This window comes from Paraburkholderia sp. RAU6.4a (assembly GCF_050435625.1).
GTDB lineage: Bacteria > Pseudomonadota > Gammaproteobacteria > Burkholderiales > Burkholderiaceae > Paraburkholderia > Paraburkholderia tuberum.
In genome coordinates this window covers 1,174,735-1,193,135 of the sequence record NZ_JBNDKQ010000003.1, presented here as the reverse complement: position 1 = coordinate 1,193,135, position 18,401 = coordinate 1,174,735, and the positions used below count along the sequence as shown (strand labels likewise).

General features: G+C 61.2%; 12 protein-coding genes. All 12 read left to right on the top strand.

Translation table 11 applies throughout. The annotated features are described in order from the left end of the window. Positions 1-159 precede the first annotated feature (159 nt). The 12 genes from tssB to tssJ all read left to right on the top strand — a co-directional run bounded on the left by tssB (position 160) and on the right by tssJ (position 18,344). Positions 160-672, top strand: a complete 513-nt coding sequence (gene tssB / locus OKW40_RS30045) for a type VI secretion system contractile sheath small subunit (RefSeq protein ID WP_090807869.1) — start codon at positions 160-162, stop codon at positions 670-672. 85 nt (positions 673-757) lie between these two features. Further along, on the top strand, positions 758-2,308 hold the full coding sequence (gene tssC, locus OKW40_RS30040) for a type VI secretion system contractile sheath large subunit (protein ID WP_429493104.1): 1,551 nt from the start codon (positions 758-760) through the stop codon (positions 2,306-2,308). Between the two features lie 95 nt (positions 2,309-2,403). Continuing rightward, positions 2,404-4,743 carry a type VI secretion system Vgr family protein gene (locus OKW40_RS30035; protein WP_429493103.1) on the top strand — a complete coding sequence of 780 codons (2,340 nt, stop codon included), beginning with the start codon at positions 2,404-2,406 and terminating at the stop codon, positions 4,741-4,743. A gap of 12 nt (positions 4,744-4,755) precedes the next feature. After that, positions 4,756-7,233, top strand: coding sequence for a glycoside hydrolase family 19 protein (locus OKW40_RS30030; protein WP_429493102.1), 2,478 nt, complete (start codon positions 4,756-4,758; stop codon positions 7,231-7,233). 24 nt (positions 7,234-7,257) lie between these two features. Then, a complete protein-coding gene (locus OKW40_RS30025) occupies positions 7,258-8,280 on the top strand; it encodes a hypothetical protein (RefSeq protein ID WP_429493101.1) in 1,023 nt (340 codons plus the stop codon). An 8-nt stretch (positions 8,281-8,288) separates the two neighbouring features. Beyond that, positions 8,289-8,546, top strand: coding sequence for a PAAR domain-containing protein (locus OKW40_RS30020; RefSeq protein WP_184057951.1), 258 nt, complete (start codon positions 8,289-8,291; stop codon positions 8,544-8,546). Then, positions 8,546-9,742 carry a hypothetical protein gene (locus OKW40_RS30015; RefSeq protein WP_429493100.1) on the top strand — a complete coding sequence of 399 codons (1,197 nt, stop codon included), beginning with the start codon at positions 8,546-8,548 and terminating at the stop codon, positions 9,740-9,742. Before OKW40_RS30020 ends, OKW40_RS30015 begins: the two co-directional genes overlap by 1 nt. Continuing rightward, complete coding sequence (locus tag OKW40_RS30010) at positions 9,724-13,287, top strand: ImcF-related family protein (protein WP_429493099.1); 3,564 nt, start codon at positions 9,724-9,726, stop codon at positions 13,285-13,287. The genes OKW40_RS30015 and OKW40_RS30010 overlap by 19 nt, the downstream gene beginning before the upstream one ends. After that, positions 13,288-14,868: a type VI secretion system protein TssA gene (gene tssA / locus OKW40_RS30005; protein WP_429493098.1), complete on the top strand. Its 1,581-nt coding sequence runs from the start codon at positions 13,288-13,290 to the stop codon at positions 14,866-14,868. It begins immediately after the preceding gene. 23 nt (positions 14,869-14,891) lie between these two features. Further along, complete coding sequence (gene tssF, locus OKW40_RS30000) at positions 14,892-16,706, top strand: type VI secretion system baseplate subunit TssF (protein WP_429493097.1); 1,815 nt, start codon at positions 14,892-14,894, stop codon at positions 16,704-16,706. Beyond that, positions 16,703-17,800, top strand: a complete 1,098-nt coding sequence (gene tssG, locus OKW40_RS29995) for a type VI secretion system baseplate subunit TssG (RefSeq protein WP_184057961.1) — start codon at positions 16,703-16,705, stop codon at positions 17,798-17,800. Before tssF ends, tssG begins: the two co-directional genes overlap by 4 nt. Before the next feature lie 13 nt (positions 17,801-17,813). Then, positions 17,814-18,344, top strand: coding sequence for a type VI secretion system lipoprotein TssJ (tssJ, locus tag OKW40_RS29990; RefSeq protein ID WP_429493096.1), 531 nt, complete (start codon positions 17,814-17,816; stop codon positions 18,342-18,344). Positions 18,345-18,401 lie beyond the last annotated feature (57 nt).

The window sequence follows — 18,401 nt, the reverse complement described above, 5'->3', positions numbered from 1 at the left end:
AATAATGATCGCATGAATGGAGGCCGCGCTATGGGGTACCACAAGGAGTCCTTCGCGAGCGAAACACGCATATGCGTGTGCGCCCGATTGAAAGAGGTCACCGCATCGCACCGGGCGAGTTCTGCGGGGATCCTGAACGTCGTTCAATAAGGAATACAAATGGACAGCTTCCAGCGCGAAATTCCGAAAAGTCGGGTTTCGATCACGTTAGATTTGCATACGGGCGGTGCCCAGAAGAAGGTCGAGCTGCCGTTGAAGCTGCTCGTCGCCGGTGACTTCAGCGCGGGCAAGGAACAGGCGCCGCTCGCCGAGCGCAAGAAAACGGACATCAACAAGAATAATTTTGATTCTGTTCTCGCTGACTACGCGCCGGACCTCAAGGTCGCTGCGGAAAACACCCTGGCTGGCGACGGCTCGGAACTGCCGGTGAACCTCTCGTTTCGCTCGCTGAAAGACTTCGAGCCGGAACAGGTGGCACGTCAGATCCCGGAGATGCAGGCGCTGCTGGCGGTGCGCAATCTGCTGCGTGACCTGAAATCGAATCTGCTCGATAACGGCACGTTCCGCCGTGAGTTCGAGAAGATTCTGAAGGATAAGCCGCTCTCTGACAAGCTGCGCGGCGAACTCGCACAGATCGCGACGGCGGCCACCCAGCCTGAAGGCCATGCCTGAACGGCGTCGGCCCAGGACGGCCTTCACCGCGTTCCATAACCGGACAGATATGCAGGTAGCGATAGTATCGCAGACAGGACACGAAATGAATCCCACTGAATCGCAGCAAGGCGGCACGACCGAAACCGTCGTGCTGGACGCCCCCCAGGGGGGCAATGACAGCGTCTATGCGTCGCTGTGCAGCAAGATCAACCTGAAGCCCGTCGCCGAGGCACGGCCGCTGGTCGCCTTCCGCGACAGCGACATGCTGTCCGAGGCCTCAGCCGACGAGCGTATCGCGCGCGGCATGGGTGCGTTTCTCGATCTGATCAGCAAGGGCAGCAAGCCGGTCGACCGGCTCGACAAGTCGCTGCTCGATTTCCATATCGGCCAGATCGACCGCCAGATCAGCCGGCAGCTCGACGCAGTGATGCATACACCGGAATTCCAGGCGCTCGAAGGCCGCTGGCGTGGCCTCAAGATGCTCGTGAGCCGGACGGACTTCCGTCGGAACGCGCGCGTCGAAGTGCTCGACGTGTCGAAGGAAGCGCTGCAGCGCGATTTCGAGGATACGCCCGAGATCATCCAGAGCGGCCTGTACCGTCTGACCTATATCGAGGAATACGATACGCCGGGTGGTCAGCCGATCAGCGCGATGATCAGCGACTACGAGTTCACCAACTCGCCGCAGGACGTGGCGCTGCTGCGTAACGTCTCCAAGGTGGCCGCAGCCGCGCACATGCCGTTCGTCGGCTCAGTCGGCGCCGCGTTCTTCGGCAAGCAATCGATGGAAGAAGTGGCCGCGATCCAGGATATCGGCAACTACTTTGATCGCGCCGAGTACATCAAGTGGAAGAGCTTCCGTGACACCGATGACGCCCGCTACGTGGGCCTGACAATGCCGCGTGTGCTCGGTCGCCTGCCGTACGGCAAGGATACGACGCCGGTGCGTTCGTTCAACTATGAGGAAGCGGTCAAGGGTCCGGACCACGACAAATATCTGTGGGTCAACGCGTCGTTCGCCTTCGCGGCCAACATGACGCGCAGCTTTGTCAGCAACGGCTCGTGCGTGCAGATCCGCGGCCCGCAGGCGGGCGGCAAGGTCGAGGACCTGCCGGTTCATCTGTACGACCTGGGCACCGGTGCGCAGCCGAAAATTCCGACCGAAGTGCTGATTCCCGAAACCCGCGAATTCGAGTTCGCCAACCTCGGCTTCATTCCGCTCTCGTTCTACAAGAACCACGACTTCGCGTGCTTCTTCTCGGCCAGCTCGGCGCAGAAACCGGCGCTGTATGAGACCAAGGAGGCGACCGCGAACAGCCGCATCAATGCGCGCCTGCCTTACATCTTCCTGCTCTCGCGCATCGCGCACTACCTGAAGCTGATCCAGCGCGAGAACATCGGCACGACCAAGGACCGGCGTCTGCTCGAACTTGAGCTGAACAGCTGGATCAAGGGCCTCGTGACCGAGATGAAGGATCCGGGTGACGAGTTGCAGTCGTCGCACCCGCTGCGTGAGGCGAAGGTCACGGTCGAGGACATCGAGGACAACCCGGGCTTCTTCCGCATCAAGCTCTTCATCATTCCGCACTTCCAGGTGGAAGGCATGGACATCGGCCTGTCGCTGGTATCGCAGATGCCGAAAGCCAAGAGCTGATCCGCATTATCTGATGTAACCCCGCCGGGGCGCTGAAACATGCGCCCCGGCGTTGTCCTTTGCGATATGACGTGTGTTCAAGGGGTCTTTAGAAAATGTCGATGGTTTTGCCTTCCCAGGCCTATGAGTTGAAACTGGCGCCGCACCCGGCGCCGTTCTCGATCCTGAAGTTCAGCGGGCGCGACGCGCTCAGCGAGCTTTACCGGTACGAGATCGAATTCACGAGCCCGATGGCCGGAATTCCGATGGATCAGGTGCTGGGGCGCCCCGCGAAGTTCATCATCGACCCGATCGACCCAAACATGGACTATCTGCGCAAGATGTTCGGCGAGAACGCTGGGCAGTTCAGCAAGATGCCGCCTGCACACACAGTCCACGGCATTATCACGAAGTTCGATGAACTCGGGACTTCGGCTGACGAGACGCGCTACAAGGTCGTGATGGAGCCGAAGCTCGCCGACCTCGATCGCGGTGTCACGAGCCGGCTGTTCCAGAAGCAGTCGGTCGAAGAAATCATTACCGATACGCTGCGCCACTATGGTTTCCGCGCGGGCGTCGATTTCGAGTTCAAGCTGCGTGCGAAATACAAGCGGCACGAGTACATCACACAGTGCGAGGAAACGACGTTTGCCTTCATCCAGCGGATCTGCGCGGAGGAAGGCATCTGGTTCCGCTTCGAGCAGAAGCGCGATCACGCCGTGATTGTGTTCGGCGACGATCTGGACGCGTATGCCCGCAATCAGCGCGTTGTGCCGTTCCGGCTACACTCGGGACTCGAAAGCGTCGGCGTAGATGCGATCAAGACACTTGAGCGATATACGCAGCGTGTCCCGGAAGCTGTCCGCCTGCACGACTATAACCACCGGCAGGCCGACGTGTCGTTGCTCGTCGAGGAAAACGCCGCACGCGGCGACAAGACGACCAACGCGGTTGACTATCGCTGGGGCGAACATTACGAGACGCCTGAAGAAGGGCGGCGCATTGCACGGCGGCGGCACGAAGCCTATCTCGCAACACAGATCACCTACAAGGCAACGGGCAACGCATTCGCCATCGAGGCTGGCGAGGTCGTACGGCTCGACCAGAACCCGGTCGATGCGCCGCATGGGCTGTTTATCACGTCGGTGGAATCCAGCGGTGGCCGCAGCCAGTCCTACACCAATACGCTCACGGCGATCCCGGCCGACCGGGTGTGGCGCACGTCGCTCGATACGATCAAAAGACCGGTGATCGACGGTATCCTGCCGGCGCGTATTACGTCACCGGGGAACTACAAATACGCGTACCTGACCGAGCAAGGCTGGTACGTGATCAAGCTGCCGTTTGATCTCGACGATTGGAGCCCAGGTGGCACAAGCCGGCCGGTGCGCCTCGCGAAGCCATACAGCGGCGACAATTACGGCCACCATTTTCCGCTGATCGATGGGACGGAGGTAGCCATCATCCATACGGCGGGCGATCCAAATCGGCCCGTCATCATTGGTTCGATGCACGACAGTCTGCATCCCGACCTCGTCAATAACCTCAACAACACCCGGAACCTCATCGTGACCGCCGCGGGCAATACGCAGCGGATGGAGGACAAGGAAGGGATAGAGCACATCCACGTGATGACGCCGTTCCAGTCCAGCCAGCTGAACCTCGGGCACATGGTTGATACCGACGACAAGGAACGGGGACAGGGCGCAGAACTCATCACTGACGGACATCTGGCGGCCAGGACGGCCAAAGGCATGCTGCTCAGTGCCGAAGCGCAGCCTGGTGCATCGGGCCAGCAGCTCGCAATGCCCAACGCGGATACCACCTTCCAGCAGGGCGAGGACATACTGCGCTCGCTCAATGAATCAGCGAGCGCCGCGAATGCGTGGCTGGCTGAGGTCGAACAGCAACGTACGCTTGTCGAACAGAAGCTCGCGAAACTCCAGAAGCCGGTGATCGTCGCGAGCGCTCCTGAGGGTATTGGACTGGCGAGCGGTCAGCACATGCAGCTGGCAGCCGCAAAGCAGATGTTCGTCACGGCCGGGGCAGGACTCGACATTGGCGTGCTCAAGCGCATCACGGTTGCGGCCGGCGACGCGATTTCGTTCTTTGCGGCAAAACTCGGCATTCGGCTGTTCTCGGTAAAAGGCAAGGTGCAGTTGCAGGCCCAGGGGGACGCAATGGAGTTGATGTCGCTCAAGGACATGGTGGTGAGCTCCTCCGACGGAGAAGTCATGATCACCGGGCGCAAGGGAGTGACGCTCGGCGATGGATCGGGGGCCTATATCAAGCTGGCAGGCGGCAAGATCACCCTTGGCAGTCCGGCGGGTGAAATCGAGTTGAGGGGCAATCTGACTATCAATGGTCCAGACGGTAGCAGTTTTGCATTTCCTCAGTGGTCTGATGCGCCGCTCAAAGATGTCCAGCAACATATCAAACCGGGATTTTCAGGCTAACTGGAAACTGACATGACGACACAATCAAATCCTGAACCCCCGATAATCAGCTTCTCCTTTCCGTTCCGCGACGCGAAGGGAAAGGAGATCGTTGACGAACACGTGTTCTACGACTGGCTTGCCAGCGAGGGAAGTGGCAGTTTCGCGATCACCGGTTCTGGCATGTGGCACGGCGGAATTCATGTATCGGCGGACGGCGCCGGGAAACAGATCGACCTCAGGCACGGTGCGCGGTGCATTGCGGTCGGCGAAGTGGTGGCCTATCGGATGAATCGCATTGCGCTGGCCAGCCAGATTGCGGCCGGCAACGGCAAGCCTGCCCAGACCGGCCACTACAGCTCGGCTTTCACGCTGGTGCGGCATACGCTCGAATATCCCGCGAACAACCGGCTGACTTTCTTCAGCCTGTACATGCATCTGCAAAGCCTGGCCGACTATCAGCAGAACTCGATGCCGGCACCGGCCTACTGGGCACGGTCCTGCGAGGTGACGCAGTACGCCTCGGACAGACCCAAAACTGACCCGCACCAGGGCCCAGCCCCGACTGGGCAGGTGGGGCTGAATATTCATGCCGAGGCGGGAAGCCGCACAATCCTTGGGATCCTGCCCCGAGGGGCGCGGGTTCGTATCGGTGAGCGCGACCGTACCGGCAAATGGGGAAGAATCGAAGCGATCGAATCTGGCACGCCGATACCGCCGCGCGTGGCCAGTGTTGTGCAGCCAGGTGCCGATAAGGGCTGGCTTTACCTCAGCAAGGAGCGTGGGCATGTGCTGCTTGCCGAGGTCGTGTCGGACGCGCAGTGCGACCAGGTGGTGATACCGGGGAAACCGATCCCCGTCAACGCTGGCGATCTGATCGGCCACCTCGGGCAGTACTGGCTGCCGGACGATCCGGCACGGGACAACAGGATGGTCCACATTGAGGTGTTCTGCGGCGACGAACTAAGCAGCTTCCTGTCGGGAAGTCGCAAGGCCGCAAAGAAGATCACCGATTTCGACAGGCTTCCCCTGCTGCGGATCGGCAAGGGTGTGAAGCTCTTTGCGGGTCATTCGATCAATGAAGAAGGTGCAGATGCCCCCGAAACGTCCGTGCTCCAGATCTACAGTCAGGCCGCACTCGATGCGCTGCCAGCCGAGAGCAAGGGACCCAAGGACGATGCGTATGGAGACGGCGAACCGTGGTGGAAAGTGACAAGCGCCGACAGTCGTCATGCTGATATCAGCGGCTGGGTGCGCAATCGTCAGATGCCACCCAATGGTGGTGTCACGCGCGAATCACCGCATGGATGGAAAGACTTCGAGACAGTCACAGGTTCCGACGCCGGCAATCCGACGATGTTCAGCACGGTCGATGCGTGGCTGGATCATATGCTCCGTGAGGACAAGCCCGCGACCGGTGATGCCTCAAGGCTCAAGCCAGTGGCGTCCAGCGTGTATCGGGAACTGTCACCGATGCGCAACGAGCAGCAGGCAGCGGATGAGTTGCGCGCGCACAAGGACGACAAATGGTTACGCTTCCGTGCGTCGCGTCTGATCCCGAAACATCGTAGCGAATGGGCCAGCCAAAGCGAATACGAGACCTTCTTCGACAAGGTACTGAAACGGGTAGCGAAAGAACCGTATCACGACGCAGAGATCGAGCGCGTTAAAAAACTTGTTTGGTGGGACGATGTTAAGAATGCAGTAAAGGGGCCGTTTCCGTCGAGTTCGGACGTTTATCATGTCCACCCAATCTCACTTGTTGGGAATTTTTTATCCGGAGCGTGCTCGTGCGGAAAAGCCATAACCATGGAACAACTCCGAGCCATATTGCCGAGCGACGTCCTTCAGCATGGGCTATTTTATAAAGCCAATTTTGCTGGCGTTCGCAATTATTCCATTGAGAACTTTCTCTCTCTTTTGAATGAAAATATTCAAAAGCACGGGATCGTGAATTGCATCCATAAGGTCCATTTTCTTGCTCAATTTTCCCATGAATGCGATCAGCTACGAACAAACGAAGAATACCGAAATGGAGATGGATCCACCCCTGCGGGATGGAGTAATTACCGTGGCGGATCAAACTTCCATGGCAGAGGGTTGATTCAGCTAACCCATGACGATAACTACACCAAATACGGAAGCGCGGTTGGCAATCCTTCGATTGCGACAGATCCTGATATCGTAAGCCAGCAAGTAGCGCATACCGTGGAATCGGCATGCTGGTACTGGAGAAAGGGCAGCGCTTGGGGGGATATCAATCCAATGGCCGAACGAAGCGATTTTCTAAATGTAACGATCGCAGTTAACGGAGGATATAGACACGTGTTTGAAAGAAACTCGCTTCTTCTGAAGCTAGCTCCGCTCCTCAAGCTAGATGAGTGCCGTAAGGCGGTGAATGTCAAGCTTAAACACTTCGTATTCGCTGAGAGCGCCGTAGGTACCTCAAATTGGTACAACAATCATATATCCAAGGCGACAGAAGTCGAAGGTGCTTTAGCAGGTCTATAGATACCCACTAATGAGTGATGTCGCATGTTAAAATTCAATCTTCGCAGCTACTTTTATATATTAATTTTTACTCAGGTTGCATTTCTGTCCCTGCCCGCGCTATCCGCTGAGCTTATTGGGCAAACCATGTCCGGAGGCAATTTTACTCTGGAATTAAGTAGCGCTACTAAGCCCTCTAGTCCTGATGGGATTTGGGGACTCGCAACGGTGACCTACAAGGCCGGAAAGACGACGACTCCAGAAGTATATACATTTCCGGTTCAGGCCCCACCGGTCATAAAAAAAATTGCATTCGGATTATTGGCAATTTCCGAGAAAAATGGCGGCATGAATGGCTCGTATAATGTGACATTTCTTTATCCTGGTGACGAAGGCCTAACAACTATCGGCGTGGTCGAGTCTGATTTGGATAACGGAAAATATATTGAGATAAACCGGTTTTCACCGAAATGGATTAATAAATCCAGTGAAACTGAAATGGCGGATTTAATCCAATCAGTCTCAAAAAATAGATCAGGTTTCATTGGCTCAGATGGAAATCAAGCTCTTGACAACGCGATGATATTTTTCGCCATTCCCGATCTGATGAACGAGATTCGCAAACAGGATTCTCTATTTTCTCATAGCTATACAAGCCAACTAAGCAATGAAGTCAATTCGTCGATCGCGAACCTGATACGTCGAAAGTTCTTGGGGAAAAGCGTTAGTCTGTGCGGCGACGATCAGTTCGATGTGTTTGTCTGCAAACTTGACAAAAGGGTCATCTCTGTCTGTTCCGGAAATATGAACGGCGCTGCAGTTCTTGAGTATCGTGCCGGCTCCAATCGGAAAATTGAACTGTCTTTGTCCAAGCAGATAGATAGCAACTATGTTGCCAACAAAGAGGCCGAATCGTTTGAGAACGGTGGATACAAATACACCGTCAAATTTGGAAATGGCGGGGACACGAGCTCGACTGGTGTCATTGTTGAAAGAAAAGGAACGATTGTATCTAGCCAAAAATGCCAGCCTGAAATGATCGAACCGTACCTCATACCAAGAAAATAGAATAAATCATGTCAAATTTGATACTCGAAGGTGATTCGACCAGCCACGGCGGTAAGGTCATCTCTGGCTCGGACCGCATCCGGATTCGTGGTCGCCGTGCGGCCCGAAAAGGCGACCTCGTGTCGTGCCCCCTGCATGGCGACAACGAAATCATCGAAGGCAGTGATCGAATCAAAGATGGAGATGTTCCGCTTGCCCTGGACGGGCATCTCGCGCGGTGCGGATGCGTCCTGATCGCGTCGTCTGGGGCGGCGAGGATTCGCTGATGCCTGTTGACTTCGATGCACTTCCAGCACGGGGGGCCATTCCAGATGGGAGACAGGCAGTCGTACCCTGGCTGATCGCGGTGGTCATCATTGTCGCGGCCGGGGCTGCAACCAGTATTGCGACATGGCCGGCGGGACGACCTACGCAGACTCCGTGGTTCTGGATTCGCATGTTCGGACTGCCACTGCTTGTTTGGTTGGGGCTGTATTTCGGCTGGGGATTTCTGGGGGCTCACCGCTTGCGCAATGCTTTGGCTGACAATGCAGCCATTGATCGCAAGGAAGCGCGCCTGCACGGCGATGCGAGCGTGCCGTTCGCGGTCATGGCGCAGTCCTGGCGCTTTTCGGGCGACGCTGGCCAAAACAGACTCGAAGACGCGATGAAGACCCGCGAGTCCACAGAAAATCCGGCTGGCTCGGGCGGGCTTGTCATTCCCGGTCGAGCGTTTTTCCGGGGCAACGAGGCCGACGAATTGCGTCGGCACGCAGTCGTGCTTGAATGGCTGCTCGTTGAACTGATCAGGCCGCTGATGGCCCCGCTGAAGGCCGCTCACGGCCTCACCGTCTGGTTGTGTCTCGATTCGGATCTGACCGCGGATGTTGCAAAGACGGTGATTACCCGAGCGTGGGCAACGCTCGGGCTGAGGTACGCAGAGAAAGTCCAGTTGCTGGAGCCGATGTCGCTTTATTCGCTTGATGCCTGGTTCGACATGGGAGCGCGCAATGCGCGTCATCTTGCGATCGCGGTGCAACTGAGAGGCGCCATTAGTGGCGGCATTCAGGCTGGACAGGCGGAAGCCGGCGCGGCAGTTCTGCTGACCGGCACGTCGGCCGAATCACCGGATTCGGGGGTACCAGTCCGCGTACACCGGCCCTCCAGGGGCACTGCCGGATCACTCGATGAAGTGGTTGCGAATGCATTGCGCTGGGGACATTGCGCTGAAGGCGGTATCGATACCGTCTGGAATCCGGGATTGGTTGAGCCGCTCGCGGCCGCATTGAGGAGTCTCGATGGTTCCGTGAATGAAGCGCCGGCCGTAGAGCTGGTTCGAACCATCGGCGATGCGGGTGTTGCCACCCCGTGGCTTGCACTGGCACTTGCCGCTGCAAACGCGCAGGAAAGCGTGAGCCCACAACTGATTCTGGATCAACAGGGCGGCGAATTAGTCGCAATGATATGTCGAAAGAAGACTTGAACGAAAAGGCTTCCGCAAGGGTGCTGATCTATCTGGGATGTGCGCTGGCAGCGCTGTTTGCTGGCGTCTGGTTGTGGTTATTGAATGAAGGCCCGCAGCGAGGCTGGCTTGCCGACAACCGGAGCGTTGTAGGCGTTACGCTCGTCGCCGGATGGTTCGCGTGCATGCTCATGGCCGCACTCTACGAGCGCGGCATTCGCCAGTGGGCAGCGGATTCGCGCGTCGCACGGGCGTTCGAGCAGAGCCGCCAGAAAAAACAGCAAACCGCCAGACCCGCAGACGGGCAACACTCCTTTGCATTCTCCGTTTCGCAACTTCGCGACTTTCTTCGGGAACGTCACGGTTGGTGCTGGCGTTATCGCGACCGCTGGTTGCTCGTCGCAGGCGACGAACCGCTCGTCAGGCGTCTTGTGCCCGGGCTCGCGGACACCGGCTACGCGATCACCGGCGATACCGTGCTGCTGTACGCGAAGCAGACCACCGACAAGCTCGATGCCGAATGGCTCGACCAGATCCGCCGTCTGCGCCGGCGACGCCCTGCCGACGCGATCGTAGCCGTGACGCGCAACCGGAGCTCAGCCAACACGCCGTTCGACGCGGAGGGCACCGCACAGCGGCTCGCACGTCACGCGCGCGCGCTACGCTGGGCGGCGCCCGCGTATGTGCTGAACGTCACCGACTTTGGCAACGAACCGTCTGGCCCCGACGAAGCGATCGGCTTCACCTGGTCGAACGGGCGCATCCGTCCCGACGAGATCGACGCCTCACTGGAGGGGCTCTCCGGCAATCTCGCCGATGCTGGCGTCGTGCGCCTGAGCCGGGATCCGAACGACCGGTACCCGGCCGAGCTGTCGCGACACATTTCGGAACTCCGCACAGCATTGTCGGACCTGGTCGTGCAGACCGGCCACTCACGTCTGTGGCGCAATGCCGTCCACGGCCTGCTGTTTGCGCCACTGTTCAAGGAGCGGGAACTGACCGCCCCCGCTCCAGACTCCGAAGACGGCGAACCACTACCTCCGCAGCAACGCACGATCTGGCAAACGGTCGCCGACCATAGCCGCAAGATCCACGGCCGTCGCGTCGGCTTCTCGCTGTCGACCATGGCGGCATGGGTAACGACGGCGCTCATCGGATGCTGGATCGCTGGCACGATGCTGTCGGGCTTCACCAACCGGTCGACGATCCAGACAGCGGCTGGCACGATAACAAAATTGTCGACCGTACAGGACCACGCGCAGGCGGCGCTCGCACTCGACAGCCTGGACAAACAGCTCGATACGCTTGAAGTCCGTCAGCACGATGGCGCACCGTGGACTACACGCTTCGGCCTGAACCGCGACGGTGAACTGTTGACCGCCGCCTGGCCCGGCTACGAAAACGCCGTCAGCCGCACCCTCGTCGCACCGATCCGCCTGAAACTGGAGGAGCGCCTGCACCAGCTCGCCTCGCTCTCGGATGCGGAAATCGCCAGCGGCGGCAACGCGCAGGTCCAGGCCGCCTACGACACACTCAAGACCTACCTGATGCTCGCGAGGCCGGACCGCGCGGTTGCCGCATTCCTGACGCCGCAACTGATCGCCACGGCCGTGCCAGCGCGCCCGGCCAATTCCCAGCTCACGTCCGGCACGTGGGAAGACCTGCGCCAGCATGCAATCGCGTTCTTTGCGAGTCACCTGGGGCGCCATGGATCCGCCGGGGACTCATCGCTCGCGATCGTTCCGGATGGCGCACTGGTGGCCACGGCGCGTCAGACCATCATCGGCGTGCGCGGCATCCAGAACTCGACTGACGCGATCTACCAGCAGATCCTCGACGACGCGAAGCCGAAATATCCGCCTGTGTCGCTCGCGACGCTGCTCGGCGATACGAGCAGCAAGGGGCTTTTCAATACCGCGGTGACCGTACCGGGCGTGTTCACGCGCACTGCGTGGGACGAGCGGATCTCGAAAGCCATCGACGACGCGAGCGAGCAGCGCAACGTGACCGGCGACTGGGTGCTCTCAGACGTCCACGCGAGCGCGCCGTCGACCGGCTCGCTGAAAGCCGAACTGCGTCAGCGCTATTTTGACGACTACGCGCGGGCCTGGGAGCTGTTTCTCAACAGCCTGCGCTGGCAACCCGCCCCGACGTTGTCAGGCACGGTTGACCAGCTGACGCTGCTTAGCGATCCGCAGCGCTCGCCGCTTGTTGCCCTGATGAACGCAGTGGTTTATCAGGCAGGCGCGGGCACCGCGACGCAATCGCTGTCCGATACGCTGATCAGCAAGGCGCAGCAACTTGTCGGCGCCGACGAGAAAGATCCATCGAAGCAGACCCAGCCGCAACTGGCACCGCTGGCCGTGGCTTTCGGACCGGTCCTGCGCCTGACGGGCAGCGACCTGGCTTCCCTGGCTTCGGGCGCGCCCGCAAACACGAAGGCCGCCACGCAGCTGGCGGCCACGGGCGACCTGAGCCTCGCGCGTTATCTCGAACGGGTGAGCGCGATGCGGCTGAAGGCGCAGCAGATGGTCGACAGTGCCGACACGGACGCGATGGCCCGCTCGGCCGCACAATCCGTGCTGCAGGGCAAGACGTCTGATATCGCCGACAGCCGGGATTACGCGGGCCGTCTGGCTGCGAGCCTCGGCGAGCAATGGGCAGGCTTCGGCGATCTCTTTCAGGGACCGCTCGACCAGACCTGGCAGGTCGTGGTGCAGCCGGCCGCAGCGAGCCTGAACGACATCTGGCGCACGGCGATTGTCGCGGACTGGAACCGGACGTTCGGCGGCCGCTATCCGTTCGACGATTCGGATAACGATGCTTCCCTGCCGGAGATGGCGCGCTTCATGCGCCCGGACAGCGGCGTCATCACAGGGTTCGTCACGACGCAACTGGCCGGTATCGTCGAGCGTCAGGGCGACCGATGGGTGGCGGCCCAAGGAGCAAACCACGGCGCGCTCACACTCGATCCGGGCTTCCTCACCGACCTGAACAGGCTCACCCGCGTGGCGACCGTGCTGTTTCCATCCGGCGACGCGCATGTGCGCTATGAGCTACGCGCGGTACCTACGCCAGGCGTAACCGACATGAGGTTTGTCCTGTCTGGCCGCGAGTTGCACTACTTCAACCAGAAGGAAGAGTGGACGCCGTTTATCTGGCCCGGCGACTCGCTGGAGAATCTCTCGCATATCGAGTGGCAGACCGAGCAGGGCGGATTGCGCTCGGGGCTCGACGCGCAGGGCCGGTTCGGGCTGATCCGGCTGCTTGAGCACGCGAAGGTGTCGCCGCAGGACAGCGCGCGCTATCTGTTGACATGGACGCCGGACCAGAGCCAGGGCATTCCGCTGCGTGTACAGCTTCGCAGCGAGGCTGGAGCGGGGCCGCTCGACGTGCTCGAACTACGCCACTTCACGCTGCCGCCGCGGATCTTCGTGACCAGCACGGCGAAAGGCGGACCGAAGCTCTCGGCCGTCAATCCGCCGCCACTGCCGCCGTCAGCGATTGCAGCAGCGAAACACGCTTCGATGCCGCTGCCGCATGGCGCGATGCCGGAGGTCGAGTAAATGCTGTCCGGTCTGTTCAAGAGTCTGTTTCCGTCGCGTGATGCGGAGCAACTGGTGCGCGTGCGTCTCGATGCGTGGGACGCGTGGCTGCACCCGTTACCAGGCGACCACGGTGTGGGCCGCGATCCGGGCTACGAGGATGCGTTCTTCGAACTGAAGGACGAGGCGAACAGGCTCTCCGGCATTGATGACGGCCTGATCGTGCGCTCCTGCGAGCAGCTCACGAAGGAAACCGGCAAGGATCTGCGGGTGGTGGGGTATTACGCGTTCGCGCGACTGCGCCAGGATGGGACGGCTGGCTTCGCGGACGGTCTGGAGCTTGCGGCCGCGCTGGTGGAGCGGTTCGGCGAGGCGCTGCTGCCCGCACGCGCCGAGGCGAAGAAGGGCGCGCTCGATATGCTGGCCACCACCCGAATGATCGATCTGCTTGAGAGCCGCGGCGAGTTCGCGCCGGCCGATCTCGAACGTGCGATCGCCGCGCTCGATCTGCTTGTGACCCGCACCGGGGTGTGGCCGGAAGCGGCCCGTCCGAACCTGCGCCCCCTCGTGTCCCGTTTCGAGCGCAGCGACGATCCGGCACGCAGCGCGGAACCCGACTCGACCGCGCCCTCCGCTGTGGCAGGTTCCACTTCAACATCCAGCGCGATCGGCTCCACACGCGATCTGCTTGACCAGGCGCGCACGATGGCGACGTGGCTGCGTGATCAGGAAAATGGCTACCTGCCGTCCGTGCGGCTCGTGCGCAGCATCCGCTGGGACACGCTGCACGAGGTGCCGCCAGCGGATGCGAGCGCACGTACGCGCCTCGTGCCGCCGCGCGGCGAGCTTCGCCAGCAGATGAAACGGCTCGTGCTGCAGAAGCAGTGGCACGAACTGCTGGAACGCGTCGAAGGGGCGTACATGGAGGGCGTGAACCACCTCTGGTTCGACCTGCAGTATTTCCAGCACGTCGCGCTCGACCACGTCGGTGTGCCCTACAGCACGTGGCGGGAACTGCTGCGCGCCGACTTCGCGCTGTTCCTCGAAAGGTTGCCCGGTATCGAGCGGCTCGCGTTCAACGACGGCACGCCGTTCGCCGACGACGCGACGCTCGAATGGATCGCCCGCCACGCGGTCGTGCGCGACCTCGAAGCGGGAGAGAGCGTTGCGCCACTGCCTGTTTCGGCAGACAGCGACGACGGCGTCGCCGGCGACTGGCCCGAGATCGAAGCGCAGGCGCGCGACATGGTGGCCGGCGACGGTATCGAGGCAGCCTTCGCATGGCTCGACGCACTGCCCGCCATCCGGACCGAACGCCAGCGCTACCTGCAGCGGCTCGTGATGGCGCGACTCGCCGATCACGCGGGCCGTGCCGATACGGCGATGGCGCTGCTGACCGAACTCGATGCTGCTGCCCGCTCGTTGCCGCTGATGCGCTGGGAGCCGGCGCTCATCTTCGAGGTCAAGCACCAGCTGATGCGTGCGCTGAAAGCGGCAAGCAGCCGCAAGGACGCGGACAAGCCGGCGCTCGCGCACCGCATCGGTCAGTTGCGCGACGAGCTGACCGTGCTCGACCCGTCCCGTGCGCTGACGCTGTCATAAGAGAACGAAAATAAGAGAACACCATGGAAAACGAAGATCCGATCCTGCGCTACTACGAAGCCGAGATGCGCTATCTGCGCGAGTCCGGCAAGGAGTTCGCGAAAGCGCATCCCGACCGGGCGCGCATGCTCAACCTCGATCGCGTCGGCGAGCGCGATCCTTATGTCGAGCGCCTGCACGAAGGCTTCGCGTTCCTGACGGGGCGCCTGCAGCAGAAGCTCGACGACGAACTGCCCGAACTGACGGAAGGTCTCGTGAGCCTGCTGTGGCCACACTACCTGCGCATGATGCCGTCGCTGTCGGTCGTCGAGCTGATCCCGCTGGCCGAGACACTGCAGAAGACGGAAAACGTGCCTGCCGGCGTGCCGGTGCGTTCCGCATCCATCGCCGTGCCGCCGGCAGCGGGCGCCGAGGGCACCACGCCCAGGACTGTGCAGTGCCTCTACCGGACCACGCAGGACGTTACGCTGCAGCCGCTGCGCCTCACGCATGCGGGCCCTACCGTGCGACATGACGGCCGCTCGGTGATCCGCCTCGGATTCCATCTGGACCAGTCTACGCGACGCGAAGCGACGGACCTGTCCCGTGTGCGCCTCCATCTGAACGCCGATCTGCCGACCGCATTCGCGATGCATCTGGCGCTGACCCGCCAGGTGGATTCGGTTGCATGGCGGATCCCCGAAGTGCGTGATGGCGAGGCGCTGCCGCTGGCCGGCGTCACGATCGAGCCGGCGGGCTTCTCAACCGAAGAGCGGTTATGGCCAAAAGCCGAGGCGTCGTTTTCCGGCTACCAGCTGCTCCTCGAATATTTCACGTTCCGCGAGAAATTCCTCTTTGTGGACCTGTGCGGTCTCGACGTTGCGAAATTGCCGGCGAGCACAACGCGCTTCGAACTGGAGATCGTGCTCAAGCGGGCGTATCCGTCCGACCAGCGTTTCAGCGCGGAGAACGTGCGGCTCTTCTGCACGCCGGTCATCAACCTGTTCGAGCTTGATGCCGCGCCGATCGTGATCGATCACCACGAAACGGAGTACCGGGTCGTCCCGGCCGGGCACCAGGGCGAACATGTCGAAACCTATTCGGTCGACGCGATCGAATCGTTCGACCATGTGACGGCTGAGCGTTACGAGTATGTGCCGTTCGCCACCTTCCGGCATCGCGGCGGCATGCTGCGCCATGAAGCGCCCGAACGGTATTTCCACACCCGCGTGCGGCCAGGCGTGACCGGTCTGCACGAAACATGGGTGATCCTCGGCGGCCACGCGTGGGAGACGATGGAGGATCTGCCCGAGGAGAGCGTATCGCTGCGCGTAACCGGCACGAACGGCATGCTGCCGCGCAAGGGTCTGCGCGAGGCCAGCATTGACGAACTGGCCGCAAGCACGCCCAATGTCGCGGGTGTACGCAACCTGGTGGCGCCGACGTTGCCACTCTATCCGCCGACCGGCGACCGCTTCCAGTGGAGAGTCCTGTCGCACCTCGCGCCGAACTTCCTGTCGATGATGGACGCGGAAGTGCTGCGGGGCGCACTGGCGCTCTACGACTGGACCAACGACGAGCTGAACCGCCGACGCCTCGCCGGCATCCTGCATGTGTCGGAGGAACTGCTCGAGGAGGTGTCGGGCGGCTCGGTCGAGCGGGGCGTACTGATCGAAGTCACGCTCGATTCGCACGCGTTCGCGGGCGAGGGCGACGTGATGCTGTTCGGCGAACTGCTGCACCGTTTCTTCGGGCTGTATGCGGAGATCAACCTGTTCACGAAGCTCGCCATCGTGAGCCTGCCTTCGCAAACCCGTACCGAATGGCCGCGCAGCAAGGCGCAGCGCGCTCCCCTATGAAACCACGCGAGTTGCCGAATCTTGAACCGCTCGTGGCGTCGTTGCTTGCGCGCGCGCCGAAGATGAATTTCATGCAGCTATGCAGGCTGCTCGAAGTGCGTGTACCCGATCAACCGGGCTTCGGCACGCGAGACACGCCGGAGCACGAGCCGGTGAGGTTCCGGCCGAGGCCGCGGCTGGGGTTCCCGGCCGGTGAGATCGCCGCGGTGGAACTTAGTGACGAGCGTCCCGATGCGCCGCCGACCGTGCGCACGACCTTCCTGGGCCTGTATGGCGTCGACGCCGCGGTGCCATCGCACATGATCGATGAGATCGTCCTGCGCGAGGAAGGACATGAAGCCGTCGAAGCGTTTCTCGACCAGTTCAACCACCGCTACGTGGCGCTGCTGTACCGCGCCTGGAAGAAGTACCGCTACCCGGAGAGTTTCCAGGCGGGCGGCACCGATGCGCAGTCGCGCAACCTCCTGTGCCTCGCCGGCTTCGGGTGGGGCGAGAAGCCGGCCCGGTCGGGTCTGCCGGATTCACGCGTGCTCGCGCTGCTGGGTCTGCTGGTCCAGCGCACGCGCACGCCCGAGGGACTCGCTGGTGTGGTGGCGCTGGCGGTGCCCGGTGTCGAGGTGCGTGTCGACGAGTTCTGGCCGACGGTCAAGCGTGCCGGACAGCCGCAGCCCCTCACGTCGTCAGGCAGGCTCGCCGGCGCTCAGGAAGACAGCAAGCGCCGCGGACTTGGCGGGGGCTACGTGCTCGGCAACCGCCTCGAATATCGCAGCCGCGCCGTGCGGGTGACGCTGCGCCCTTCGGACGGACAGCAGGCGCACGACCTGCTGCCCGGCGCATGGCTGCATCGCGAGCTGATAGCGTTCATCCGCCTGTATGTGGGCACGAAGGCCGACGTACACCTGCGGATGGAGGTGTCGTCGCGTCTCGCGCCCGCGCCGTCGGTCGGCACGGCTGCGACCGGCCCGGCACCGCGGCTGGGATGGACCGTCGTGTTGCCGTCTGATGAGGAACGCATCATCACCATTGCGCTCGGCGTCTACGAAGTCTTTCCCACGCCCGGACCGAACCCGCATCTGGTTCCACGTGCCGCCTGAATCTGGAGAAATCATGCCTTTACGTTTAACCGTGGCCGCCCTCGCGTCAGGTCTGCTGCTTTCCGCATGCGGCGCCTGGCAGTCCGTATCTGATACGACTTCCAGCGCGTATCACTCGGTGTTTTTCAGGCAGGTCAAGGTGCTTGACGTCGACCTGACCGCGCGTGCCGAGTTGAATCCGGATGACGCGGGCCGTTCCACGTCACTCGCGGTCCGCGTCTATCAGCTCAAGGATCGAAAGCTGTTTGACGGCGTGTCCTACGACGATCTGCTGAAGAACGACAGGACCGTACTCGCGCAGGACCTTCAGGCCAGTATGGCAGCCGTCGTCAATCCTGGCGCGTCGGTCAGCCTGTCTCAGCCCATGCAGGCAGACACGAAGTACGTGGCGATCGTCGCGTTCTATCGCAATCCCGGCAATGGCGATGGCTGGAAATACGTGATCGTAAAGAAGAAGCTGTCTGCCGATGCCCCGCTGAAGCTCACGCTGATGGATCAGGAACTGGTCGCATCCGGTGATCGCCAGAAGGACTTCTATGAGTAGTCCCTTGTCAAGCCGTTTTACAGACTGACTGATCATCGATAAGCGAACTCTCCTCAC